17 protein-coding genes and 1 tRNA gene are annotated in these 24,003 nt (G+C 64.8%); 7 read left to right on the plus strand and 11 right to left on the minus strand.

Features of this window, described 5'->3' with window-relative positions; all coding sequences use genetic code 11:
* Positions 1–32 precede the first annotated feature (32 nt).
* Positions 33–347 (minus strand): DUF6412 domain-containing protein, encoded by a 315-nt coding sequence (locus tag M2390_RS13300; RefSeq protein WP_121687276.1) that lies wholly within the window; start codon positions 345–347, stop codon positions 33–35.
* Positions 348–406: 59 nt separating this feature from the next.
* Between M2390_RS13300 and M2390_RS13305 the strand changes: the two genes are divergently transcribed.
* The 3 genes from M2390_RS13305 to M2390_RS13315 all read left to right on the plus strand — a co-directional run bounded on the left by M2390_RS13305 (position 407) and on the right by M2390_RS13315 (position 3,907).
* Positions 407–790 (plus strand): DUF4259 domain-containing protein, encoded by a 384-nt coding sequence (locus M2390_RS13305; protein WP_259179443.1) that lies wholly within the window; start codon positions 407–409, stop codon positions 788–790.
* Positions 791–954: 164 nt separating this feature from the next.
* Positions 955–2,589: an MFS transporter gene (locus M2390_RS13310; protein WP_259179444.1), complete on the plus strand. Its 1,635-nt coding sequence runs from the start codon at positions 955–957 to the stop codon at positions 2,587–2,589.
* Between the two features lie 19 nt (positions 2,590–2,608).
* Positions 2,609–3,907: a hypothetical protein gene (locus M2390_RS13315; RefSeq protein ID WP_259179447.1), complete on the plus strand. Its 1,299-nt coding sequence runs from the start codon at positions 2,609–2,611 to the stop codon at positions 3,905–3,907.
* Between the two features lie 57 nt (positions 3,908–3,964).
* On the opposite strand, the gene M2390_RS13320 is transcribed toward M2390_RS13315, so the two are convergent.
* The 6 genes from M2390_RS13320 to M2390_RS13345 all read right to left on the minus strand — a co-directional run bounded on the left by M2390_RS13320 (position 3,965) and on the right by M2390_RS13345 (position 12,005).
* Positions 3,965–6,244 carry a glycoside hydrolase family 3 N-terminal domain-containing protein gene (locus tag M2390_RS13320; protein WP_259179449.1) on the minus strand — a complete coding sequence of 760 codons (2,280 nt, stop codon included), beginning with the start codon at positions 6,242–6,244 and terminating at the stop codon, positions 3,965–3,967.
* A gap of 179 nt (positions 6,245–6,423) precedes the next feature.
* Positions 6,424–7,545, minus strand: coding sequence for an ABC transporter permease (locus M2390_RS13325; RefSeq protein WP_259179451.1), 1,122 nt, complete (start codon positions 7,543–7,545; stop codon positions 6,424–6,426).
* A gap of 3 nt (positions 7,546–7,548) precedes the next feature.
* Entirely contained in the window at positions 7,549–8,532 is a 984-nt protein-coding gene (locus tag M2390_RS13330; RefSeq protein WP_183091799.1) for an ABC transporter permease, read from the minus strand.
* Between the two features lie 4 nt (positions 8,533–8,536).
* Positions 8,537–9,343: an ABC transporter ATP-binding protein gene (locus M2390_RS13335; RefSeq protein ID WP_121687284.1), complete on the minus strand. Its 807-nt coding sequence runs from the start codon at positions 9,341–9,343 to the stop codon at positions 8,537–8,539.
* 5 nt (positions 9,344–9,348) lie between these two features.
* Positions 9,349–10,236 (minus strand): ABC transporter ATP-binding protein, encoded by an 888-nt coding sequence (locus M2390_RS13340; RefSeq protein WP_396823109.1) that lies wholly within the window; start codon positions 10,234–10,236, stop codon positions 9,349–9,351.
* Positions 10,237–10,334: 98 nt separating this feature from the next.
* On the minus strand, positions 10,335–12,005 hold the full coding sequence (locus M2390_RS13345) for an ABC transporter substrate-binding protein (RefSeq protein WP_259179454.1): 1,671 nt from the start codon (positions 12,003–12,005) through the stop codon (positions 10,335–10,337).
* A gap of 595 nt (positions 12,006–12,600) precedes the next feature.
* Between M2390_RS13345 and M2390_RS13350 the strand changes: the two genes are divergently transcribed.
* From M2390_RS13350 to M2390_RS13365, 4 genes are all read left to right on the plus strand, one after another.
* Entirely contained in the window at positions 12,601–13,260 is a 660-nt protein-coding gene (locus tag M2390_RS13350; protein ID WP_121687287.1) for a TetR/AcrR family transcriptional regulator, read from the plus strand.
* A 75-nt stretch (positions 13,261–13,335) separates the two neighbouring features.
* On the plus strand, positions 13,336–13,893 hold the full coding sequence (locus M2390_RS13355) for a hypothetical protein (RefSeq protein WP_259179455.1): 558 nt from the start codon (positions 13,336–13,338) through the stop codon (positions 13,891–13,893).
* A 221-nt stretch (positions 13,894–14,114) separates the two neighbouring features.
* Positions 14,115–14,846, plus strand: coding sequence for a DsbA family protein (locus tag M2390_RS13360; protein WP_259179456.1), 732 nt, complete (start codon positions 14,115–14,117; stop codon positions 14,844–14,846).
* Between the two features lie 2 nt (positions 14,847–14,848).
* Positions 14,849–15,685 (plus strand): cytochrome c biogenesis CcdA family protein, encoded by an 837-nt coding sequence (locus M2390_RS13365; protein ID WP_259179457.1) that lies wholly within the window; start codon positions 14,849–14,851, stop codon positions 15,683–15,685.
* Positions 15,686–15,778: 93 nt separating this feature from the next.
* Here M2390_RS13365 and trmB read toward each other — a convergent pair whose 3' ends face one another.
* The 4 genes from trmB to M2390_RS13385 form a co-directional block, all read right to left on the minus strand.
* Positions 15,779–16,645, minus strand: a complete 867-nt coding sequence (trmB, locus tag M2390_RS13370) for a tRNA (guanosine(46)-N7)-methyltransferase TrmB (RefSeq protein ID WP_259179458.1) — start codon at positions 16,643–16,645, stop codon at positions 15,779–15,781.
* Positions 16,646–16,794: 149 nt separating this feature from the next.
* Positions 16,795–22,638: an SdrD B-like domain-containing protein gene (locus tag M2390_RS13375; protein ID WP_259179459.1), complete on the minus strand. Its 5,844-nt coding sequence runs from the start codon at positions 22,636–22,638 to the stop codon at positions 16,795–16,797.
* Positions 22,639–22,953: 315 nt separating this feature from the next.
* Positions 22,954–23,028: transfer RNA gene (locus tag M2390_RS13380), tRNA-Arg, on the minus strand.
* Between the two features lie 94 nt (positions 23,029–23,122).
* Positions 23,123–23,971 carry a hypothetical protein gene (locus tag M2390_RS13385; protein WP_259179460.1) on the minus strand — a complete coding sequence of 283 codons (849 nt, stop codon included), beginning with the start codon at positions 23,969–23,971 and terminating at the stop codon, positions 23,123–23,125.
* Positions 23,972–24,003 lie beyond the last annotated feature (32 nt).

Consider the following 24,003-nt stretch of genomic DNA (forward strand, 5'->3'; position numbering starts at 1 on the left):
GGCGCGATCAGCCGACTCGAAAAACCGAGGCGTTAGGCGAGGATGGCGCGCGGGCCGGAGGGGAATCCGAGGATTCCTCCCGGCGCTCGAGGGCGTGGTTTGCCCGAGGTGTTGGGGTTGCTCTGGCTGGGCAACCGGCGAATGTTGCGGGGATCCCGCACTCGGGTTCGGGTCGCGGTATCCACCATGAACCCGATACTCGGCAGCGCGCGGGCGGCCACCACGGCCAGGGTCAACAGCACCAGGCTGGTCACACCGGTGGTGGCCAGCATGGTGAAGGACTGCGCGTGCACCAGCTGTTCGGCGACCGCGGTAAAGAACTGGGTCAGGAAACTCAGCAGTGACACCGTGTCTCCCTTCGCCGTGGTTCCTGGAACAAGTGTAACCGGAGCGATAGCCTGGAACCATGGGAGCTTGGGAAACAGGAGCATTTGATAACGACGGTGCCGGCGATCTGATCGTCGCCATCACCGAGGGCTACTTCACCTTTGAATCGGTGGCGTGTGCGTTCGAGGATGAGGACTATGTCGAGGTGGACGGCGGCCAGATCGCCCTGGCCCTCGCCGAGCTGGCGGTCCGATCCCGAGCGGGCGAGCCCCTTCCTCTGGGCGGCGGCGACTCAGCCCCGTTTGCGGCACTGCTCTCCCCCGAACGCATCGAGTGGATCCGCACCCAGGCGACCCGCACCCTGGCAGGGGCGGAGACCTCCGAACTGTATGAGCTGTGGGAGGAAGCGGGCGAGCTGGAGGGCTGGCTCGCCGACGCGCGCGCCACGCTCGCGAAGCTGTAGCGCAGCTCACGGCCACGGTGGCCGCATCTGGCGTCCGGTATCTGGCGTCCGGCGGCCGGCGTCCATCGAATGGTTGACGGCCGGTCAGCCGGATGGGCCCTGCCCGGAGGCGGGACACGGACCGAGACTGGGAACGTAAGAGTTCTCCGTCCAAAGGATGTCCGATGTCACTTCCCACCACCACCGCCGTCTCGGCCGGTCCCGGCGCGCTGCTGCTGCGTATCGGCCTGATCACCGCGGTCTCGATGACCACGATCGACCAGACCATCGTTGCCCTGTCGGCTCCGACCATTCAGTCCGAGCTGGGGCTTAGCCAGGAGGGCCTGCAGTGGGCGATCAACGCCTACCTGCTGGCCACCGCGGCGTTCTTCCTGGTGGGTGGACGCCTGGCCGACCTCTTCGGCCACCGTCGCATGGTGATTGTGGGCATCGCCGGATTCGCGTTCGCCTCGCTGCTGTGTGGAATCACTCCCACCGGCGAGTGGGCCGAACCCATCCTGATCGGTGCCCGCGTGCTCCAGGGACTCTCCGGCGCACTGATGTTCCCCGCGGCGGTGGGGTTACTGGTGCAGTCGGTGCCGCGCGAGGGGCGCGGACGCACGATGGCGACCTTCTTTACGATCACCGGTGCGATGACCGCGATCGGTCCGATCGCCGGCGGTTACCTCACCCAGTGGACCTGGCGAGCCATCTTCTGGGTCAACATCCCGCTGGCGATTATCGCGATCATTCTGCTGATCATCGCCCGCAACGTGCGGATGGTGACCCCCGCCGCGGCACCGCGCGATCGCCGTATCGACTGGCTCGGAGCCGTCCTGGTGGCCGCCGGGATGTCGCTGGTGATCTACGCCCTGCAGCGCTTTGGTGAGCTCGGCTGGGGCACCGCCTGGATCTGGACGGTCCTGGCCGGCGGCATCGTACTGCTTGCCGGATTCATCTGGTGGCAAAACCGCACGCCCGCACCGCTGGTGCAGCTCAACGTGTTCCGGAGCCGCGGATTCAGCGTTTCCAGCCTGGCCATCCTGATCGCCAACATCTCGTTTGTGCCGATCTTCTTTTTCCTCAGCGTCTACGGGCAGCTCTCGCTGGGACTCTCCGCCTCGGTGACCGGGCTACTGTTCCTCAAGCTGTTCCTCGGCTTTGCCATCGGGGCCCGGATCGGCTCCCGACGCTATGACCGTCAGGGCATCCGCATGGTCCTGCTGATCGGTGGTGTAGCCGGAGCCGCAGGATTCGGCTGGCTGGCTCAGATTGCGACCAACCTCGACATCGACGGCACCAGCTTCTTCAACCCGCAGACCTGGCCGATCGCCCTGGCCGGATTCGGGATCGGGTTCATGCTGACAGCCGCCAGCACCGATGCCATCAACCGGGCCCCGCACGCCGGTTACGGCGAGGTCACCGGGATCACCCAGACGCTCAAGAACTTCGGTGGGGCGCTCGGGATGGCCGTGATCGCCAGCATCGTAACCGGCCGCCTGACCACCCTGCTCACCGATTCGCTAGGCAAGTTTGGGGCCACCCCGGCGCAGGTCACCGATGTGGTCAACCAGGTCACCGGGGCCGGTTCCGGTGCCGCCAAGGATCTGCCAGCCGGGATCCCCTCCTCGGTCGCGCAGCATATCCTCGACAGCGTCAAGCTCGACTACGCCCATGCCGCCCAGTGGGGCTTTATCGCGATGGCCATCGCGATGGCGGTCCTGGTGGTTCTGGCCCTGCTCTCCCCGCGCGGAGCCACCCCGGTGGCCGAGGCGCAGTCTCCTGATGTTTCCAAGCCCACCGCTACGATCAAGCCATAACAGGAGTTAGGCTCTGGGTATGCCTCGCCCCGTAGCCACGCCCCCAACCCGTTTCCTCGCCGCCGTCACCGTCCTCGGGCTGGGGGTGCTCGGGCTGACGGCCTGCAGCGGGAGTAACGAGGAAGCCTTCAACACCTATCGGCACGGCATCGAACAGGTCCCCGGTCTCACCCACTTTGAGTCGGGGCTCTCGCGGGCGGTTCCCCTGGTTCCCACCGGGCGCATCCAGGTTGAACTGCCCGCGGACCGGGGTGTCTACGACGCCCTGGTCGCGGCCACCTGTGGCAAGGATCGTGGCATTGCCACCACGTTCGAATACACGGTGACCGGTGAACACACCGCGTTCACCGTGCAGGACTTCCCCTGCACCACCCAGAAATTCGACCCGCTGAAACTGGTCGCCGCTGCCGATTCGGTGGAGACAAAAACCACACTCTCCATCGGTAACCTCAGCCCCGGTCTCGCCCCGTCCCCCACCTCCGCGGACCAACCATTCACGCAGCGTGTTCGGCTGGATGCCGGAAACGATCCGGCAGCCGCGTTTGCACTGTTCGCCGCCATCGCCCCGCAGCTGCCCGATAACACCCTCGAAATCGAGGGCGATCACCTCCGCGCCAGCACCGAATCCGCCGCCGAGGTCACCACGTTGGCCTCCGACCTGGCGGCATTGAACGAGACGGTTCCGCTGCTGAGCGCGAGGTTCGCCGATACCCTGACGCTCGACACCGTGAACGAACCCGACAGTGCGGGCATCGTCGCGTTCCTCACCGCCCGCTCCCCCGCTCTCTATCGGGACCATCCGATCATCTCGCGGATCGGGGTCCCCGATACCGCGGTGGCCCCGCCGTCAGACGCGGCCCTCGCCCTGCAAACCTGGGTGGACAACACCCTCGGTCTCACCGGCGGGGTGACCGAAAACACGCTGACGCTCAGGCTGGCGAACGTGGATGAGGTCGACACCGTCAGCCGGCAGATTGCCGAACACGGCACCGACCTGGTCGGCGTGGTCATGATCACCCCGGCCGCGGGTGCCGGGGTGCCCGAGTTTGTTTCGGTCCCCAACACGATCCGGCCGGGCACCAATCCCGGTGACAACCCCTTCCCGGTGCTCACCGAACGCTTCCGAGCACTCGCGCACACCGAGCAGGTGCGCCGGGTTGAGGCCGGCCGCGGATCGCTCAGGGTCTGGCTCCTCCCCTCGGCCGTGGGCGACGAGAGCGCGAGCGAGACCGTCCGCGCCGTCATGCGCGGCATCGCCGAGGAAGGGGCCCTGACCACGGTGTGGCTCGATGATGTGCCGCTGGACGGCTACCGCTAGGCAGAAATACAGCGACGGCCCCGGGGAAATCCCCGGGGCCGTCGGCATGTGGTGTGACTAGGCGATGTGGAAGGTCGCGCGCAGCACGTCCTCGGAGCGCGAGGACTTACCCACGCGCAGCTCGAAGGCACCGGCCTCAACGATGCGGTTACCCTTGGCCTCCACGATGGTGCACTCGGATGCCGGCAGCGCGATCGAGACCTGCTTCGACTCACCCGGAGCGACATCCACCTGGGTGAAGGTCTTCAGCTCCTGGTCGGCCCAGCTGACCGAGGTCACGGTGTCGCTGACGTAGACCTGCACGGTTTCACGCGAGGGGCGTGCACCGGTGTTGGTCAGGGTCAGGGTTGCACGCACGGTGTCGGCGGCTGTCAGGTTGGTGTCCGCGATCACCAGGTCGGAGTACTCCACCGTGGTGTACGACAGGCCCTGTCCGAACTGGAATGCCGGGGTCTGGGTCAGGTCCGCGTAGCGGTTACCGTGCTGGCCACGGATCTGGTTGTAGTAGGTCGGCTGCTGACCCGAGTGACGGGCGAACGAGATCGGCAGACGTCCGGCGGGCTCGATCAGACCGAGGGCCAGTTCGGCGATCGCGCGGCCACCCTGCATACCCGGGTTGGCGACCCAGAGCAGCGCGGCGGCGTTCAGGGCCGACTCCGGCAGCACCAGCGGCTTGGAAGCCAGCAGGACCACGATCATCGGGGTGCCGGTCTCGGCCAGGGCATCCAGCAGGGCGATCTGGCCACCGATGAGCTCCAGGGTCGCGGTCGAACGACCCTCACCCACGAGCTCGATGCGGTCACCCACAACGGCGACGACGTAGTCGGCATCCTTCGCGGCGGCCACGGCCTCGGCGATCTGGGCGGCATCCGGTGCCACCGGAACCACAACCTGCGGGCGCGGCTGACCATCGGGGAAGAACTCGCCCTCGGGGTCGGCGGCCAGGGTCAGGATGTCGGCACCCTGAGTGTAGGACACGCTCCAGTCGGCGGGGGTGTGCGCACGCAGACCGTCCAGCACGGTGGTGATCATCTCGCGCGGGTGACCCTCGGGGAACCAGCCGGCCTGGCCGGAGTTACCCGCCCAGTCACCCAGCTGGGTCTGCGCGTCATCGGCCAGCGGACCAACCACGGCGATCTTCTTGGCGGCACCGGTCGGAACCGAACGGCCCGACTCATCGGCGACAAAGCCGCCCTCGAGCGGCAGGACGCCGTCGTTGTTCAGCAGCACCAGCGAGTGGCGAGCCACCTCGAGGTTCAGCGCGGTGTGGTCCTCGTGACCCACCAGGGCTTCCTGAGCGGCCACATCGGGGTGACGCGGGTTCTCGAACAGGCCGAGCTCAAACTTCAGGGTCAGGATGCGGGCAACCGCGGGGTGCAGCTCATCCTCGGTCAGCATGCCCTTCTCGATGGCCTCGAGGGCACCCTCGAAGAACTTCGGGGTGGTCATGACCATGTCGTTACCGGCCTTGACGGCGGCGGCGGCGGCGTGGGCGTAGTCCGGCTGAACCTGCTGCTCCCAGACCATCCGGCCCACGTTGTCCCAGTCGGTGATCAGGGTTCCGGTGTAGCCCCACTCGCCGCGCAGCACATCGTTCAGCAGCCAGTCGTTCACGGTGATCGGCACACCGTCGGTGCTCTGGTAACCGAGCATGAAGGTGCGGCAACCCTCGCGGGCCACGCGCTCGAACGGCGGCAGGAACCAGGAGCGCAGCTTACGCGGGGAGATGTCGGCCTCGGAGGCGTCACGGCCACCCTGGGTCTCCGAGTATCCGGCGAAGTGCTTGGCGGTCGCGAGGATCGCCGAGGGGTCGTTCAGGCCCTTGCCCTGGTAGCCACGAACCATCGCCGAGGCCAGCTCACCGATCAGGTGCGGGTCCTCACCGAAGGTCTCATCCACGCGGCCCCAGCGCAGGTCGCGGGCGATGCACAGCACCGGGGAGAAGGTCCAGTGCACACCGGTGGTGGCGGTCTCCACGGCGGTGATCCGGGCAACCTGCTCGGTCAGCTCGGCGTTCCAGGTGCCGGCCATACCCAGCTGGGTCGGGAAGATCGTGGCACCCTTCCAGAAGGAGTTTCCGTGGATGCAGTCCTCGCCCACCAGCAGCGGGATCCGCAGCTCGGTCTCGGCGGTCAGCTCGTGCGCACGAACCACGCGCTCGGGCGAGGTGTGCAGGATCGAGCCGACGTGCTTGCCCAGGACGTGATCGTCCAGGTCATCACGCGCATCCAGCTGGAGCATCTGCCCCACCTTCTGCTCGCGGGTCATTCGACCCAGCAGGTCTTCTACCCGCTCGGCAATCGTGAGGTCGGGGTTCAGGTACGGAAGCGTAGTCATGAAACGTAAGTCCTTAGATGGTCGGGGGCCGACCGGGTTGATGCGGGAGTCGGGAGCGGACCAGCCGCTCCGCAAAGGGCCCCCTCCTCCACCGGGAGAAGGGGGCCAATTGGTCTTCTAGTTACCGGGCAATAGCATCCTCCGGTCCCCCATCGGGAGAAGGGGGCCGATTGGTCTGATTACCGGGCGGTGGTGTCGTCCGGCGATGCGGGGGCGGGCGGGGTCACCGGGGTGACCGCATCCGCGTCGGCCGCGGGGCTCGCATGCTTGGGAGCCGAGGCTCCCCCGCTACCCGGATCGCTGCCCGACGGGGGCGTGGTCCGCACGGCGGTCACGCTCGAGGACACCTTGATGCCCTTCTTGCGCATTTCGCGGGCGCGCTCACCGGCGCTACGCAGGCGCGGGTTCACGTACTCGTCGATACCGAAGTTGATCAGCGAGAGGGCCATACCCAGCAGCGCGATGCAGAGACCGGCGGGAACGTACCACCACCAGAAGTCCGGGAAGGCACCGTTCTGCTGTGCCCAGAACAGGATGGTTCCCCAGTTCAGGTTGGTGATCGGAATCACACCGATGAAGGCCAGGGTGGTGAGGCCCAGGACGGCCGCGGTCACGGTTCCCACGAAGGAGGAGGCGATGATCGCGATCAGGTTGGGGAGCATCTCCACCGCGATGATGCGGTACAGCGGCTCACCGTTGGCGCGGGCGGCCTGGACGAAGTCCCGGTTACGCAGCGACATGGTCTGGGCACGCAGCACGCGGCTACCCCAGGCCCAACCGGTCAGCGCCAGCACACCGGCGATGAGCAGCAGGCTCGGGTTCTCGTACTGCGAGGCCACGATGATCATCAGCGGCAGGGCCGGGATCACCAGGAACACGTTGGTGATGGCCGAGAGGCCCTCGCTCTTCCAGCCACCGATGTATCCGGCGGTCACACCGATGATCACGGCGATCAGGGTCGCGATAATACCGGCCGCGAAGCCCACCACGAGCACGCCGCGGGTTCCGTAGATCAGCTGGCTGAGGACGTCCTCACCCATGTGGGTGGTTCCCAGCCAGTGGGTGGCCGAGGGGCCCTGACGCAGGGCGGTGAAGTCCTTGTCCAGCGGGCCGTAGGGGGCCAGCAGGTCACCAAAGATGGCCACCAGGACAAAGAAGCCGAGGATGCACAGACCGGCAATCGACTTTCCGTTGCGGAACATCGAGAAGGCCTGCCCAAACTTCGTGGCGAAGTTCTGCTTACGCGGCGGGCGGGGCGCGGTATCAACGGCGGCGATAACCGCGGTTTCGGGCTGAGTCATGGTCTATGCCTCCGACTGACGGGTGCGCGGGTCGAGAATCGCGTAGGCGACATCGGCGAGGATGTTGGCCACCAGGATGGTCAACGTGATGATCAGGAACAGACCCTGCATGAGCGGGTAGTCCTTCGCGTTGGTGGCGTCAAGCAGCAGCTTTCCCACACCGGGGTAGGAGAACACGAGCTCCATCACCAGGGTTCCACCCACGATGAATCCGAGCGAGAGCGCAAAGCTCGACAGCTGCGGGAGGACCGCGTTGCGGGCGGCGTAGTTGATGAGCACCTTGCGCGGGGAGAGTCCCTTGGCCTGAGCCACGGTGACGTAGTCCTCGTCCATGACGGTGACCATCATGTTACGCATACCCAGGACCCAGCCACCGAGGGAGGAGATCACGATGGTCAGCGCGGGAAGCGTACCGTGGTTGATGACCTGACCGATGAAGTCCAGCGAGAATTCGGGGGTAGACCCCTTATCGTACGCATGGGATGCGGGGAACCAGCCCAGTCCGGTGGCCAGCAGCGCGATGGCGATCAGGCCGAGCCAGAAGTAGGGGACGGTAGAGAAGAAGGTCGTAATCGGGATCAGGGCGTCAGCCTTGGATCCGCGACGCCATCCGGCGTAGGCACCCAGGGTGGTTCCGATCACAAACGACAGGATCGTGGCGATACCCACCAGACCGATGGTCCAGGGCAGGGCCGAGGCGATCACATCGGTGACCGGTGCGAGGCCCTTGGAGAAGGAGCGACCCAGGTCGCCGCTGAAGAGCAGCTTCCAGTAGCTGATGTACTGCTCCAGCATGGACTGGTTCTTGTCCAGACCAAACAGGGTGCGCAGCGAGGCTGCGGCATCCGGGCTGATCAGACCCTGGTTCTTGGCGATGTACGCCGAAACCGGGTCACCCTTGAGGAAGCGGGGCAGGAAGAAGTTGATCGTGATCGCCGCCCAGGCGGTGAACAGATAAAACGCTGTGCGTCGGAGGAAGAATCTCACGGGGTCAGCTCCGGGGGGAAGTAGTGCCGGGCGCCGCGAAGTGCTTGTCCGGGTTGGGCGAGGCATCCCGCAGCTGACGCGTGTAGGCGTTCTGCGGGTTCAGGATGACGTCATCGGCGTTACCGCGCTCGACCACGACACCGTGGTTGAGCACCATAATCTCATCCGAGAAGTGACGCGCGGTCGCGAGGTCGTGGGTGATGTAGAGCACACCCAGGTTCGACTCACGCTGCAGGTCGGCAAGCAGGTTCAGCACACCCAGACGAATCGACACATCGAGCATCGAGACGGGCTCGTCGGCGATCAGCAGCGAGGGGCGCGAGGCCAGGGCACGGGCGATGGCCACGCGCTGACGCTGTCCACCGGAGAGCTCGTGCGGGCGACGATCGATCACGTCGTTGGGCTCCAGGCGCACACGCTCCAGCAGACGGAACACCTCGTCCTCGACCTGGTCCTTGGGAACCACCTTGTCCAGCAGCAGCGGACGCTCGATGTGGTGACGGATGGTGTGGTACGGGTTCAGCGAGGCAAACGGGTCCTGGAAGACCATGCGAACCTGCTGGCGGTACTTACGCAGCGCACGGCCGCGACGCGGAATGGCCACGCCATCCAGCAGCACCTCACCGGAGGTGGCGCGCTCAAGCTGGGTGAGGATCTTGGCGATCGTGGACTTACCACTACCACTCTGACCCACCAGGGCGATGGTCTTACCCGAGGTCAGGGTGAAGTTCACCTTGTCCAGGGCGAGGAAGTCACCGGTACCGCGGATGCGGTAACGCTTGGTGACGTCTTTGAATTCAAGGGTCGTCATGGCGGTTACGCTCCAGTCTCGGTGGCCGAGGACTTACCACGCACGAAGTCGCCGCGTTCGCCGGTGAGGCTCGGGAAGGACGCGAGGAGCTTACGGGTGTACTCGTGCTCGGCGTGGTGGTAGATCTGCTCGGCGGTGTTGATCTCAACAACCTTGCCCTGACGCATCACGGCAATACGGTCGGAGATTTCCAGCAGCAGCGGAAGGTCGTGGGTGATGAAGATCACCGAGAAGCCAAATTCCTTGCGCAGGTCGGAGATCTGCTGCAGGATCTCGCGCTGCACCAGCACGTCCAGCGCGGTGGTGGGCTCGTCCATGATCATCAGCTGGGGCTTGAGGGCCAGAGCCATGGCGATCATGACGCGCTGACGCATACCACCGGAAAGCTCGTGGGGGAACGCACGCAGACGGTCACGGCCCACGCCGACGATCTCCAGCAGGCGTGCCGATTCCTCGGTGCGCTGTGCCTTGTTCATCTCGGGGCGGTGGGTCGTGAAGACGTCACCGAGCTGCTTGCCGATGTTGACCACGGGGTTCAGGGCGTTCATCGCACCCTGGAACACCATCGAGGCCTTGTCCCAGCGGAACGCACGCATCTGCTGGTCATCGAGGGAGTTGAGGTCGATGTCCTCGCCGCCCTTGTCGTGGAAGATGGCGGATCCCTGGGTGATCACAGCCGGCGGCTTGAGCAGCCGCTGGATACCGTAGGCGAGGGTGGTCTTACCACAGCCGGATTCACCGGCGAGGCCGAGGATTTCGCCACGCTTCAGCGTGATCGAAACGTCTCGCACGGCTTCGACGGGGGGATCCACGTCGTACATCACGCTGAAGTTCGAGACCGTCAGCAGATTGTCGGAGGTCACAATGCGTTCCTGATTCTTGTCATGCGTCATGTCTTAGGCGGGGATGGGGGAAGACATGAGAAACCCGTGGGCGGGGGTGGAGCGCTGGTGCGCTCCACCCCCGTCACGAAAGGTGATGCGGTGCGAAATTACTTCGCGGCGGCCTTCAGCTTGGTCAGGATGAGGACCGAGTTGACCTGAGTGGGGTCGGCCGGTGCGTACGGGTCCTTCTCGTTCGGCCAACCCACGTAGTTACGGGTGTTGTACGAACCGATGTAGGGACGGGTACCGATCGGCATGGCAGGAACGTCGTTGACGAAGATCTGCTGAACCTTGTCCAGGGCCGCGGTGCGGGCTGCGTCGTCGGTAGCGTTTGCGTACTCGGCGAGCTGTGCGGTGGCCTCGGGGTTGTCGTAGCGACCGAAGTTGAAGTCGGCCTGCTCACCGATGGGCTTCAGGTACATGCCGCCCATGGTGTTGTTGTAGATGTTGTAGGGGGTTGCTCCGGTGTCGGTCCAGTGCAGGATCGCGTCGAAGTCACCCTTACCCTTGTTGTCCCACCAGGTGTCGGAGTCCGGGGTGTTGACCTTGGCCTCGGCACCCAGAGCCTTGACCGAGTCCGCGATCAGGCTGATGCCGGTCACGTAGTCGTTCCAGCCCTGCGGGACGGAGATGGTGAAGGAAACCGGCTGACCCTGCGGGTCGACCAGCTTGGTGCCCACACCGGTGTAACCGGCGTCGGTCAGGATCTTCTTGGCTGCGTCAACGTCAACCTTGTAGTCCTTGCCCTTGTACTCTTCCTGGATGAAGGGGTCACCGGCGGGGGTGGGCAGACCGGTGATCGACTTGATCGCCGGAACCGCGCCCTCACGAGCGACTTCCTGGTGCTTGTGACGGTCGATCACGTCGTTGACAGCCTGACGGAATGCCAGGTTGTTGAACGGTGCCTTGGTGGTGTTGACGTACATGGCGTCGATACCGAGGCCCGCGGCGGCCCACTGCACGTTGTGCTCCGGGTCCTTGTCCAGGAAGGCGGACTTCACGTTGGGGATGAAGGCCTGAGCCCAGTCGGCGTCGCCGTTAGCCAGTGCGGTGGTCAGAGCGGTGTTGTCGTTGTAGGACACGTAGTACAGCTTCGGGACGGCGAGCTTGCCACCCCAGTAGTCGTCGCGAGCGGTCAGCTCAACGGACTGGGTGTCGAACTTGGTGAGCTTGTACGGACCGGTTCCAACGGCTTCCTTGAAGTCGTAGGTTGCGGGGTCCTTGACGCCCTCGTAGATGTGCTTGGGGACGATGCGCTTGTGCAGCACCTTCTCCTGCTTCACGAACATCGAGTTTTCGAAGTCCAGGGTGACCTTGTTGCCGTCTTCGGTGACCTTGGTCAGGCCCATGGCGTCGATGTCGAGCGCGGGGTGGTCCAGGAACATCTGGAAGGTGTAAGCGATGTCGGCGGCGGTGAAGTCCTTGCCATCGTTCCACTTCACGCCATCGCGAGCGGTGACGGTGACGGACTTGTAGTCTTCCGACCACTCGACCTTTTCGGCGAGCCACGGGGTGGCGGCTTCGCTCGGGTTTGCGAGGTTAATCAGGGCCAGCGGCTCGAGGATCGAGTTGATGTATCCGAGCTTGAGGGCCGAGGAGTCGCCAACCCAGGGGTTGTTCGACTCGGTAGCGATGGCACCGTCCGGCTTGGCGATGGTCAGCGCAGCGCCGGCCTTACCTTCACCGGCGTTACCGCCGTTGTTGCCACCGCCGGCACAGCCGGTCAGGGCGAGCGCGGCCGCGAGCCCCAGGGCGACCAAAGAGGACTTCTTCGTCATTTCTCTCTCCTACATAGGATGGGAGTTTCGAAGCGTCGTGCTTCGAAACGGATATTCACTGTGAGTGCGGACACCCGGGTGGGCGTGTCCAACCGCGGGCTGTGTCTCCAACCCGTTCCCGATGGTGATGCGCCACCGGAATGCGGTTACCGATCTACCGTGATCGCCACCTGCTCGCGACCCTGTGAGACCCAACTGCCGGGGGCGATAAAAAATCCGGCTCGCGCGAAGGAGCCGGGAAGCGCCTCGTTGCGGGTAGACAAATTGTCGTTATCCCTGAATCTCGGTGGTGGAGAATGACCGCTTATCGTCGCCATCTCTGTGTCCTCAACCCGTGGGGCGGGTGAGGCACAAGCGTTGATATTGGCCGCTCTTCACCGGTGAGACCGGTAATCTTCCAAAAGGTTACCGGCTTGTCAGTAAGTTTTCAAGTGCGCCACGTTCCAGTCTGCGCTATCCTCCTAAATACAGACGCGTCACGTGCCGTGCACGTCACATAACATTCGAGTTCTACTGGGTCAGTGCACTCTTGATTACGGTTCGACAACACTTGCCGAAGCAACGATGCAGACGCAGATTGAAGGGGGTGCCCCACGTGGCCACCGCAAAAAAGCAAACACGTTCGCGTCCGGAAACCATCGCCCGTCGACGCGAGATTTTGCGTGCAGCAACGGACATTTTTGGTTCCAAGGGGTCGGTAAACGGCACCCTGACCGATATCGCCGAGCAGGTCGGCATGACCCACGCCGGCATCCTCCACCACTTCGGTTCCAAGGATCAGCTCCTGATGGAGGTGCTCACCTACCGTGACGAGTCCGACGTGGACCATCTGGAGGAGAAGCACATCCCCACCGGGATCGAGTTCTTCCGCCACCTGGTGCGCACCGCATTCTCCAACGCCCACCGTGCCGGTCTGGTGCAGGCATACGCCGTCCTTTCGGCCGAATCGGTGACCGACGATCACGCGGCCCGCGACTACTTCGAGGACCGCTACCGCACCCTGCGTCAGGAGGCCGTTGAAGCCTTCACCCAGATCTGTGCGGAGCGCGGCGTCGCCACCCCCGAGACCGCCTACCGTGCCGGTGCCGGCATCCTGGCCGTGATGGATGGTCTGCAGGTGCAGTGGCTGCTGGATCCCACCAACATTGAGCTGGGCGAAACCAGCGAGTTCGCCATCGAGGCTATCGTGTCGGCCGTGCTGAGCCCGCAGCCCTCCCCGCTGCGTGAGCCCGCCCTGGAGGCCGTCGCCGACTAGCGGAGACTCACCCTCACCCACATTCAGACTCCCCCGCTATAGTGGAGGGGTTTGATCGAGGCCGGAAGGGGGACCATGAGACGCCAGATCACCACGCGGATCGCCGGGTTCTCCCCGCGTACGCTCCTGGTTTTTACCGTGCTCCTGGCGATCATCACGGTGGCTCTGATGGCACCGCGCTGCACCAACGCCGCGCAAACGCTGCGCGCACCGGCCCACAACCTCGTGATCGAGAACACCGACGCTTCGCCTGACATCGTGTCCGCGCACACCAACGCTTCGCACGACCTCGTATCCGCGCACACCAACGCTTCGCGTGACATCGTCTCCGCGTCCTCGGCCGCGCACCGCTCCGAGGCCCTGAGTCCCGAGTCGGGCGCGTTCAGCCGCGGGCTGGCCGAGGCGTTGGCCGCCGAAACCGTGGACGACTCGTCGCCATTCTGTGCGCCGACCGGGCCGAGCCCCGACAACGTGACCAGCGCCCGCACACTGGATCAGCACACCATCACCACCGGCGACGCCGTCACCACCACCGCGCTCGGACTCGAGCCCATCGTGACGGCCGTCTCCCCCACGCACTCTCACACTCCGGCGGCACCGCTGCCCCAGGACCTCGGGATATCCCGGACCTAAACCCTCGGCCCTCGCGTCCGTCTCGATCCTCGGCAGACGCACGCCACCCCGCACTCGCGGCGCACGACACTGCCCGACCTCACCGGTCCGGGGTCCGTCCGTCCGAGCCTCCCCCGCGCACTCGCGCATTCGGAGCACGAGTCGACCTGACCGGTCCGCGCGCTCCACGTTTTGGCATCCTGATCCGCATCGCGAAATCATGCCCCTACCCAAGGATTTTTATGAGTACCCGTCGTACCACCCTGATTGCCATCGGTTCAACCCTCGCGGTTGCCGCCATTGGCGTGATGATCTGGGCCGGAACTACCGGCCCGGGTGACACCGCCCCCACCACGCCGATCGCCGAGAGCGAGGCACCCAGCACCAACAACGCCGCCCCGCAGCCCGAGCAGCCGCCGCTGACCCTGGATCGTCGAATCGACGGCGACCCGCTGGCGATGGGTGCAATCGACGCCCCGGTCACCCTGGTCGAGTTTGCCGACTACCGCTGCCCGTTCTGCGGCGTGTTCTCGCGCGACAGCATGCCGCAGATCAAGAAGGAGTTTGTCGACACCGGCCTGGTTCGGGTGGAGTGGCGTGACTTCCCAATTTTTGGTGATGACTCGATTGCCTCGGCCGTGGCGGCCCGCGCCGCCGGCGAGCAGGGGAAGTTCTGGGAGTACCACGACGCCATCTATGCCGCCGCTCCCGAACGTGGGCACCCCGACTATCCGCGTGAGCGACTGCTGGAATTTGCCCAGCAGATCAAGGTGCCGGACATGGCCAAGTTCACCGCCGACCTTGATAACCCCGAGCTGCAGCAGGCGGTCATGAAGGACCTCGCCGAGGGGAAGGCCCTGGGGGTAAACTCCACCCCGGTATTCGCGATTAACTCGACCCCGGTGGTGGGTGCCCAGCCCCTTTCGGTGTTCCAGGAGGCCATCCGGTCCGAACTGGCGAAGGTCGGGCGCTAAGCGTGGATATTGGATACACCGGCGCACTGCTGGGTGGCATCCTCACCCTGTTTAGTCCGTGCTCGGTGATGCTGCTGCCGGCCTTCTTCGCCTACGCATTTGCCAGCCCAACCAAGCTGTTGCAGCGCACCGGGATCTTCTACCTGGGGCTGCTGGTTACCCTCGTCCCGCTCGGCCTTCTGGCCGGAGCGCTGGGGTCCCTCCTCACCGAGAATCGCGGCATCCTGGTCTCGGTAGCCGCGGGCATCGTCATCGTGATCGGTCTGCTTCAGCTCATCGGGATCACCATTCCCGGTCTCAACCGCGGGGCCGTGGGCGAGGGCACCTCGGCGGTATCCGTGTTTATACTCGGCGCGGTATATGGGGTCGCCGGGGTGTGTGCGGGGCCGATCCTCGGCTCGGTGCTGACCGTCGCGGCTACCGGAGCCAACCCGGTGTACGGCGGCATCATGCTGGCGATCTTTGCGCTGGGCATGGCCCTGCCGCTGGGTGTGCTGGCACTGATCTGGACTCGCATAAGCGCGGGCAAAAAGAGCTGGCTGCGTCCGCGTCAGATTCGGATCGGACGCTGGGAAAACTCGGTCTGGATGGTGGTTTCGGGGCTGCTCTCGATCGGAATCGGTGTGCTGCTCCTGATCACCGAGGGCACCGCATCGCTCGGCGGAATCTTCACCGTGAGCACCCAGTATCGGGCCGAGTCCTGGGTCTCGGAAACTGCGGTGCGGGTGCCCAACCTGGTGTTTGTGCTGGTCGCGGTCGGGATGCTCGCGGCGGTCGCGGCGCTGGTGTTCTGGCGCTCGCGCACCCGCAAGCGTGAGGCCGAGGCGGTCTCCGCGTAGATTGACGAGTACGGAGCGGCGGCACCCGCACGTACCTAGCCCCTCACCAACAGAGCCGCACGGGAACCAGAGGTTCCCGGGCGGCTCTGTTGGTTAGGCCCGCACGTAGGCCAGGTCGGTGGCACCGCGTCCGGCGCGGCGCCCCTTCTCCTCAAAGGTGGTGAGGACCCGGCCTTCAAACCGCTCGACAACCCCGTCGCTCTCGGGGATCACCGGTACCAGATCGGTACGACCACGGAGCACCTCACGCATGTGATCGGCATAGGGTTCCCAGTCGGTGGCGAGTCGCCAGATGCCCCCCGGACGCAGGACCCGGGCGACCTGATCGGCAAACTCGGGCTGCACCATTCGGCGCTTGTGGTGCCGCGCCTTGTGCCAGGGATCGGGGAAGAACACCCAGATTTCGTCGAGGCTGGCCGCGGGCAGCGCGTCCAGAATCTCGGGGGCATTGGCCTCGATCAGGCGCAGGTTGGGTGCGCCGCCGGCCCGGTCGGCCAGCGAGATCGCCTGGGCCAGACCCGCCCAGTACACCTCAAGAGCCAGATAGTTGTTGTCGGTGTTGGCCAGGGCGGCGGCGGAGACACACTCCCCCATCCCCGAGCCGATCTCCACGATGGTTTTTGCCGTGCGTCCAAAGATCGTGGGGAGGTCGATGCTCACCCGCGGGTCCACCGAGGTGGACGCGTGCGCACGTGGCACCCGCACCAGGTAGTCGTCGCCCACCCGGCTCATCGCCGATTCCTGGCCGGCGGTCAGCCGGGCCGAGCGGCGCACAAACGACACCGGGTATGGCCGATACTGCTCGGGCACCCCCTCGGGGTTGGGCACCACCGGGGCGCGATCGCCATCCTCGGCAAGCGAGATCCCGGGGGCCAGCGGCGCGATCTCGGTGGCTGCATCCGCGATCTCCGGTGCGGCAAACACCTCGGGCTCGGAACCGTTTTCGGGGGTCGACGTCATGAAATCCTCTGAATCAGTGCGGGCGTCGCGCGGCGCGACTCCCTAAATTTTAGGGGACACCCCGCGCGGAGCCGAATTAGGCGAGAAACACGACCTCGGGCCCCTCACCGAATGGTGAGGGGCCCGAGGTTATGAGCTAGACCGTGTGGCTAGGCGGCGTCGTGTCGACGTGCGCGTGCCAGCATGAATGCTCCACCTGCCAGCAGCAGCAGTGCCGCGGCACCACCACCCCACAGCAGGTTGGGGTCCACACCGGTCGAGGACAGGCGGTCGCCCTTGGGGGCCTCCGCCGGGGCCGACGGAACGATCGCGGCGGGGTTCAGCACCACACCGGCATCCCAGGTCGGGTCGATGCCCTCGGTCGCGCCCAGGTTGAACGCGGTGTAGTCGCCGGTGAGGTTGACGTTGTCGTCTCCCAGGACAATCACGCGGGTCCATCCGGTGGTGGCGTCGGCATCCGAGTCGCGTCCGCTGTTCTCGCCATCCGCGCCCGCGGTGGTGAAGTGGTACAGCTTGGCCTGCTCGGCGGTCAGCTCGAAGCGGACCTTAAAGCTCCCGGCGGGCAGGTTGTCGAACACGTAGCGTCCGGCCGAGTTGGTGGTGGTCCGAGCAAGCTCGGTACCGTTCTCGTCGGTCAGGATGACGTTCACTCCGGGCAGCGGCTTCTCATCCGCGTCCTGGATTCCGTTGGCGTTGGTATCGACCCAGACGTAGTCACCAATCGCATAGCTCTTGGAGACGAAACCGAAATCGAGCGACGGATCGTGCTCACCGTTTTCCAGCAGGCCCTCGGAGGAGGACTCCCAGTCGGATGAGTTGACGTTGCGGTTGTCACCCTGTCCGGGCTTGGTCGGGGTGTAGGGCTTCAGCGCCTCGATGGTTGCGGGGTCATCCCGAACGATCTTGACGGTGTAGCTCTCGCCCTGTTCCAGAGCCGGCAGGTTGTCGAACGAGTAGCGACCATCGGCGTCGGTCACGGTGGACTCCACCGGGTTACCAAACACGTCGGTCACGGGCTTGCCATCGGGGCCCACCAGCACAAGCTTGACACCGGGGATACCGGGCTCGTTCTTGTCCAGGATGCCGTCGCGGTTGAGGTCTACCCAGACCACGTCGCCCACCGAAACGCTCTTGCGAACGAATCCGAAGTCGAGGGTCGGGTCGTGGTCCTCGTTGCTGATCAGGTCACCGGAGGCGGCTTCCCAGCTGGAGGAGTCCTTGGCACGATCGGATCCGGCACCCGGGGTGGTCGGCACAAAGTGCTTCAGCGCCGCCTGGGTTCCCGCGTCATCGCGCACAATCTTCACGGTGTACGACTCACCCGGCTGCAGGGCCGGCAGGTTATCGAACGAGTAGTGTCCGTTGTCGTCGGTGATGGTCGGCTCGACGGCCTCGCCGAAGACGTTGGTCACGGCCTTGCCGTCCGGACCCACCAGCTCGAGCTTGACACCCTGAATACCGGGCTCGCCCTCATCCTGGATACCGTCACGGTTGATGTCGAGCCAGACGAAGTCGCCCACGGAAACGCTCTTGCGCACGAATCCGAAGTCCAGCGAGAGGTCCTTGGCACCGTTGGTGACCAGGTCACCCGAGGTTGCGGTCCACTCGGAGGAGTCCAGCTCCCGGTCCTCACCGGCACCAACCAGGGTCGGCACGTAGGGGGCCAGAGCCTTCAGGGTGCCCTCATCGTCACGCACAATCTTGACGGTGTACGACTGACCGGCCTCCAGAGCCGGCAGGTTCTCGAAGGAGTACTTGCCGTTCTCGTCGGTCACGGTCGGGACAACCACGTTGCCGTAGATGTCGGTTACCGCGGCACCGTTGGGTCCCACCAGTTCCAGCTTGACACCGGGGATACCGGGCTCGCCCTCGTCCTGGATGCCGTCACGGTTGGTGTCGGCCCAGACGAAGTCACCCACGGATACGCTCTTGCGAACGAATCCGAAGTCGAGGGTGAGGTCCTTGTCGCCGTCGTTCACCAGGTCGCCGGAGGTGGCGGATCCGGTGGAGGAGTCCTGTGCCGGGTCAGTACCCGCGCCAGCCTTGGTCGGAACAAAGTCCTTCAGCGCGGCCACGGTCGAGGGGTCGTCGGCGACGATCGTCACCGTGTACGACTCACCGGCGGGCAGCGAGGGCAGGTTGGCGAAGGTGTACTTACCCTCGGCGTTGGTGGTGACCGGTCCGACGGGGTTACCGAACACGTCGGTGACCGGGTTGCCCTTGGCGTCGGTCAGCTTCAGCACAACCCCGGCGATACCGGGCTCGTCGCCGTCCTGAATGCCGTCACGGTTGGTGTCGGCCCAGACGAAGTCACCCACGGATACGCTCTTGCGCACCACACCGGCGTCCCAGGTCGGGTCGATACCCTGCGTGGCCGAGAGCTCGGCATCCGCGTAGCTCGTGGTGAGGGCGGTGTTGGCATCGTTCAGGGTGATCTGTGCGGTCCAGCCCTTCGCGTCGGCATCCGAACCGGTGGCACCGGTGGTGCCCTCGGCGTTCTGCGTGGTGAAGGTGTAGATCGCGGCCTGCTCGTCGGTCAGGACAAAGCGCACCTTGTAGTCGCCCGCGGCCAGACCATCGAAGAGGTACTTGCCCGCCTCGTTGGTGGTGGTTTCGGCGATCTTCTTGCCGTCTACATCGGTCAGGATGACCGTGACACCGGCGAGTGCCGGCTCGGTGGCATCCTGCTTGCCGTCACGGTTGGTGTCGATCCAGACGTAGTCACCGATCGCATAGGACTTGCTGACAAATCCAAAGTCGAGGGTGTCGTCACGCTCGCCACCGTTGACCAGGTCACGCGAGGTTGCGGTCCAGGTCGAGGAGTCCTTGGCACGGTCGGTACCCTGCTCGGCCTTGGTCGGCACGAGGCCGTCCAGCGCCGCGATGGTGTCCGCATCGTCCTGAACGATCTTCACGGTGTAGTGCTGGCCCGCGGGCAGCGTCGGAAGGTTGTCGAAGGAGTACTTACCCTTGGCATCGGTGATCTGGGGTCCGACGGGGGTTCCGTAGACGTCGGTTACCTCGGCGTCGCCGGGTCCCACCACCACGAGCTTGACGCCCGCGATGCCGGTTTCCGAACCGTCCTGAATGCCGTTGCGGTTGGTGTCCAGCCAGACGTAGTCACCCACGGAGACCATCGGTCCCGCGGCGACGTTGACCATCTTGGCCTCGCCCGGGGACTGAACGCCGTCCTCGTCGATGGTCAGGGCGACCGGAACGGAGGAGAGCAGGTAGCCCTTGGGGGCCTTGGTCTCCACGACGGTGTACTTGCCGGGCTCCTTGACGGTTACCGAGCGGTGCGGGTGGGTGTCGTCGCCCTTGGTGACGAGCTTTCCGTCCACCACGTAGACGTTCTTGACGACGACCTCGCCGGCCTCATTGCGAACCTCGAAGCGTGCGCTCTCGTCGGTGATGGATACGTCGGAGTCGACCGAGTCCACCTTGGAGACGTTCAGCGGGTACGCGTTGGAGGGCACGATCGTGGCCGAGATGCGGCCGATCGAGTTGGTGATGCCGATGTCCGGAGTGAACTCCTTCACCTTGACCTTGAAGAACAGGTCCACGGCCTTGCCCCCGGGCAGTGCGCCCGCGGTGATCGCGATCGTGTTGGCGTCGGCGTCGTACTTCGTGTCGATGCTCGAACCGGGGATCCGGTAGGTGTCCGAGGATACCTTCTCGGTGGTACCGTTCTTGACCTGGTCGGGCTTGACGAAGCCGAGGAACTCGAGCGACTTGGGCAGCACGTCCTTGATGTCAGACACCATTGCGTCGAACTTGCCGTGCGGCACCATGCGAACCCGGTAGATGAACTCGTCGTTCTTCATCTTGCCGTCGGCGTCCATCTCGACGCGCAGCGACTTGGTGTACGAGTCGGTCTTGGAGTTGTAGAGCGTCTTGGTGAGCTCCAGCTCGTCACCAAACGAGGTGGCCGAGGAGGAGAAGCTCGAGTCGTAGACGAACTGGTTGGAGGCACCCAGGTAGGAAGCCGAGTTGTCCACGGCGACGGTGTCCTTGCCCACCAGAGCCTTGACCGGCAGGGTAACCCGCAGGGTGAACGCACGGTTATCGGCGTTCGGTGCGGCGGCAAGCTTTGCCGATGCCACGAACTCCAGGTCGCCGTTGGGGGCGATGACCGCGGTCACCGAATCGTCGGCCCGGGTACCCTCGCGGTTAACCTCGATGCTGCGCTGGATCGCGGGCAGGGTTTCGGGGGTCACGTCAAAGACGTTGTGGTCGATCTGGTCCACGATCTTCGACTTGCGGGCATCGCCGGCGTGACGCTTCACGGCGAACTCGTAGGTCAGAGCGATCGGCTGACCCGGCTGCACCTGGGCGTCACCGCTGAGGTTCTTCTTGGTGAAGGTGTCGGCGTCATCCAGCGGGAACTCGCGGTCCTTCTCGATCACAAACGCGTGCTCATGCGACTTAACGATCGACTTTGCATCGGCGTTGTTCGAGTAGGTGAACGAAGCGCGGTTGGTCGGGCCAACGTAGAGTTCCTGGGCGGTGGGGATCCAGCCCGGCTTGTTGGTGAGGTTAACCCCGTTACCCGCGAGGGTGAGGAGCTCCGCCTTGACCTTGATCTCCACGTTCAGGGTCGGGTTCATGCCCACGTTGATCAGCAGCTTGTTCCCCAGCACGGCGTACTGGTTCACAAAGGTGTCGGCGGCAAACGCGGTGGCGTTGCCCGTGAAGTTGGCGGCGGGGAGAATCTTGGTTCCGTTTGACGCGGTGATGAACGCGTTGTCCGAGTCCAACCAGCGCAGCTGCTCGGGCAGATCATCGGAGATCACGACGTTCTGGTTGAGCTTGTACTTGGTGTTCTCCAGCGACTTGAGCTGGTTCAGGTCCGCGCGCAGGGTGTAGGTCACCGGAACGGTGGGGTCCAGCTGGCGGGTGCCCTCCTTGAAGGTCACCGGGAAATCGCGCGGAATATCCGACCACTTGTCAAAGGCACCGATGCCGTTAATGGTGGTCTTGATGTCGACGCTGGCACCGGACTCGTGCGCGGTACCACCGGTGATCTTGGCGGTGTTGGGCAGCGAAACCTTGAGTTCGGCGTTCTCGCTCACGTCGCGGGCGTCGTACTGAGCCTGCAGGCTCATGCGGATGCTCTCCAGCGCGGCGGCATCCTTGATCCGCAGGTTGTAGGTCAGGGTCAGCTCGGAGTTCGCCGGGGCCTGAGCGGTGTAGACGAAGGAGGTCGCGGTCGGCTTGGTGACGCTGGCCGAGGGCGCGGGCTGCTCGGTCCGGTTCATGCCCTTGGCATCCCAGGTAACCAGCTTTGCGGTGGGTTCGCCCACCAGCACCAGGCTGCTCGAGAACGAGTCGGTGATGGTCAGCGGCGTGCGTGCATCCTTGCTGCGCACCACAACGGTGTAGGGGATCGAGGTGGTGAGGAACTCCGGCCCCATGACAACCTGTCCGTCGCCGTTGATGCTGACGCCCGGCCATGAGAAGTTCCCGATGTTCTTCTTGCCGGAGTTGTCGATGTTGGTGAACTGGTCACCGGTCTTCTTCACAACCACCGTGGAGGTGGTCGGCTTGCCGTCGACGAGCCAGGTGTCGGTGATCTCACGCGAGGTCTGGACCTCGGTGTACTGGAAGTTGATCTGGAAGGTTCCCTGAACCCGGTCCTCGGGGATCTTGTCCGCGAAGGTCACCAGCAGGTTGCCCTTGCCATCCAGCGTGTAGGACTTGATCGCGGTGTTTCCCGCGGGAACCACAAGCGCGCTCTCCGGAATGGTCACACCCTCGGGCAGCTTGACGGTCACGACCTGGCCATCCGCCATATCGCTGTAGCCAAAGGCCAGCGTGTAGTCCTTCCCCGGCTCGAAAACGGGGGTGCCGTTCTGGCTGCCCGCGCTGCCGGTCTTGGGAAGGGTCAGCTTCACAACCGGTTCACCGGCGGCAAATGCGGGCATGCTCACACCGGTAATAACCAGCAGAACGGAGACGACACCGGCAATCAGTGCGGCGATGCGTCGGGACATTTTGGGCGCGCTCGAACGCGCCCTCGTTTGCACGAGGGCATGACTCATATGGGGGTATGTACTTTCTTGGGGGGAGGTGAGCCCGGGGTATGTGTGCGTGATATTCGGGATCACGGCGCACGGACTCCCAGAGAGCCTAGGGCACTTTTGCCCCCGATATACAAAACCCCCGTTAGGCACTAATAAACCCTCGAAAACCCGGGCGTGTCGTCCTTTTGGGGGACAGATAAACACCCGGGTCGGAGCGGATATTCCCGCATATCACCGACAAAAAACAAAAAACCGGGCCGAGGCCCGGTTTTCTGATGGTGTTGCTGGTGCCCCTGGAGGGACTCGAACCCCCAACCTGCTCCTTAGGACGGAGTTGCTCTTCCATTGAGCTACAGAGGCCGGCATCGGATCACCGCCGATAAAACTCGGTGACCGTGTCCATGTTAGCCCAGGACCGAGCCCGCCGCGCAGAACCACCCGGCATGTGCCGTCGCTAGGGCGTGGCGCAGTGCTCGGCGGCGAAGTCCGTAACCTCGGCCGCAGCGCTCTGAGCATCGTGCAGGTCCTGCGGGTCAAACGGCGACGCGCCCTCGAACCCCTCGGCGCTATACCAGGATGCGTCGATCAGGGTCTCCACCGATCCAATGATCGAACCGGGGGCAGAATCCCAAAGGGACTCCCCCGTGGTGGCAACCTCGATCATGAACTCGGTCTCGGCGCGATATACGCCCCCATCCCCCACATGCTCGGCATAGCCGTCGGCATCCAGGCTGTCCAGCGGTTCACGCAGCGGAATCAGTTCCCGTGCGGCGTCGCAGAACTCCGCCGTCACCGTATCCGAACGGGGTGCTTGCTCCGGTGCGGAATCGGCAGCAACTCCGCTTGAGGCGACGAAACCGCTAAACGCAAAGAGGGACAGTGCCAGCAAGATTCCGGCAAAGAAGGTGACCACGCTGACACCCGCGCCCACCCAGATGGTGCCCAGGGCAAGGCCCGAGGCGCGCCCGTGCTTATTGCGTTCACGAACCGTCTGCACGATGCCCAGGACCAGTCCGACCGGGGAAACCACAAAGGCCGCGATGAACGCGATGATCGTCAGGGTCTCGGGAGCGGGACGGCCCAGGGTCGGCTGCGCCGAATGCGCGGGGTACGTATACGGCTGCGCACCGGGGCCCTGTGACGGGTACCCGTACGGCGGGAGGTTCGGTGGATACGCGCCCCCCGGCGGGGTGGACGAGCCCGGCGGAACCGATGAGCTCGGCGGAACCTGCCAGCTCGCGGGAACAGTCGTGGGCGGCGGGGTCGGCGGGGTGCCCTCGGGGGTCGGCTCTGTGCCACTCATCTCGGGGCCTTTCACATCATGCGGTTGGTGAT

It is taken from the genome of Mycetocola sp. BIGb0189 (genome assembly GCF_024810155.1).
GTDB classification, from domain to species: domain Bacteria; phylum Actinomycetota; class Actinomycetes; order Actinomycetales; family Microbacteriaceae; genus Mycetocola; species Mycetocola lacteus.

Coding starts and splice junctions, on each gene's coding strand:
- M2390_RS13305 (WP_259179443.1), top strand. CDS start 407: ATGGGAGCTTGGGAAACAGGAGCATTTGATAACGACGGTGCCGGCGAT.
- M2390_RS13310 (WP_259179444.1), top strand. CDS start 955: ATGTCACTTCCCACCACCACCGCCGTCTCGGCCGGTCCCGGCGCGCTG.
- M2390_RS13315 (WP_259179447.1), top strand. CDS start 2,609: ATGCCTCGCCCCGTAGCCACGCCCCCAACCCGTTTCCTCGCCGCCGTC.
- M2390_RS13320 (WP_259179449.1), bottom strand. CDS start 6,244: ATGACTACGCTTCCGTACCTGAACCCCGACCTCACGATTGCCGAGCGG.
- M2390_RS13325 (WP_259179451.1), bottom strand. CDS start 7,545: ATGACTCAGCCCGAAACCGCGGTTATCGCCGCCGTTGATACCGCGCCC.
- M2390_RS13335 (WP_121687284.1), bottom strand. CDS start 9,343: ATGACGACCCTTGAATTCAAAGACGTCACCAAGCGTTACCGCATCCGC.
- M2390_RS13340 (WP_396823109.1), bottom strand. CDS start 10,236: ATGACGCATGACAAGAATCAGGAACGCATTGTGACCTCCGACAATCTG.
- M2390_RS13345 (WP_259179454.1), bottom strand. CDS start 12,005: ATGACGAAGAAGTCCTCTTTGGTCGCCCTGGGGCTCGCGGCCGCGCTC.
- M2390_RS13355 (WP_259179455.1), top strand. CDS start 13,336: ATGAGACGCCAGATCACCACGCGGATCGCCGGGTTCTCCCCGCGTACG.
- M2390_RS13360 (WP_259179456.1), top strand. CDS start 14,115: ATGAGTACCCGTCGTACCACCCTGATTGCCATCGGTTCAACCCTCGCG.
- trmB (WP_259179458.1), bottom strand. CDS start 16,645: ATGACGTCGACCCCCGAAAACGGTTCCGAGCCCGAGGTGTTTGCCGCA.
- M2390_RS13375 (WP_259179459.1), bottom strand. CDS start 22,638: ATGTCCCGACGCATCGCCGCACTGATTGCCGGTGTCGTCTCCGTTCTG.
- M2390_RS13385 (WP_259179460.1), bottom strand. CDS start 23,971: ATGAGTGGCACAGAGCCGACCCCCGAGGGCACCCCGCCGACCCCGCCG.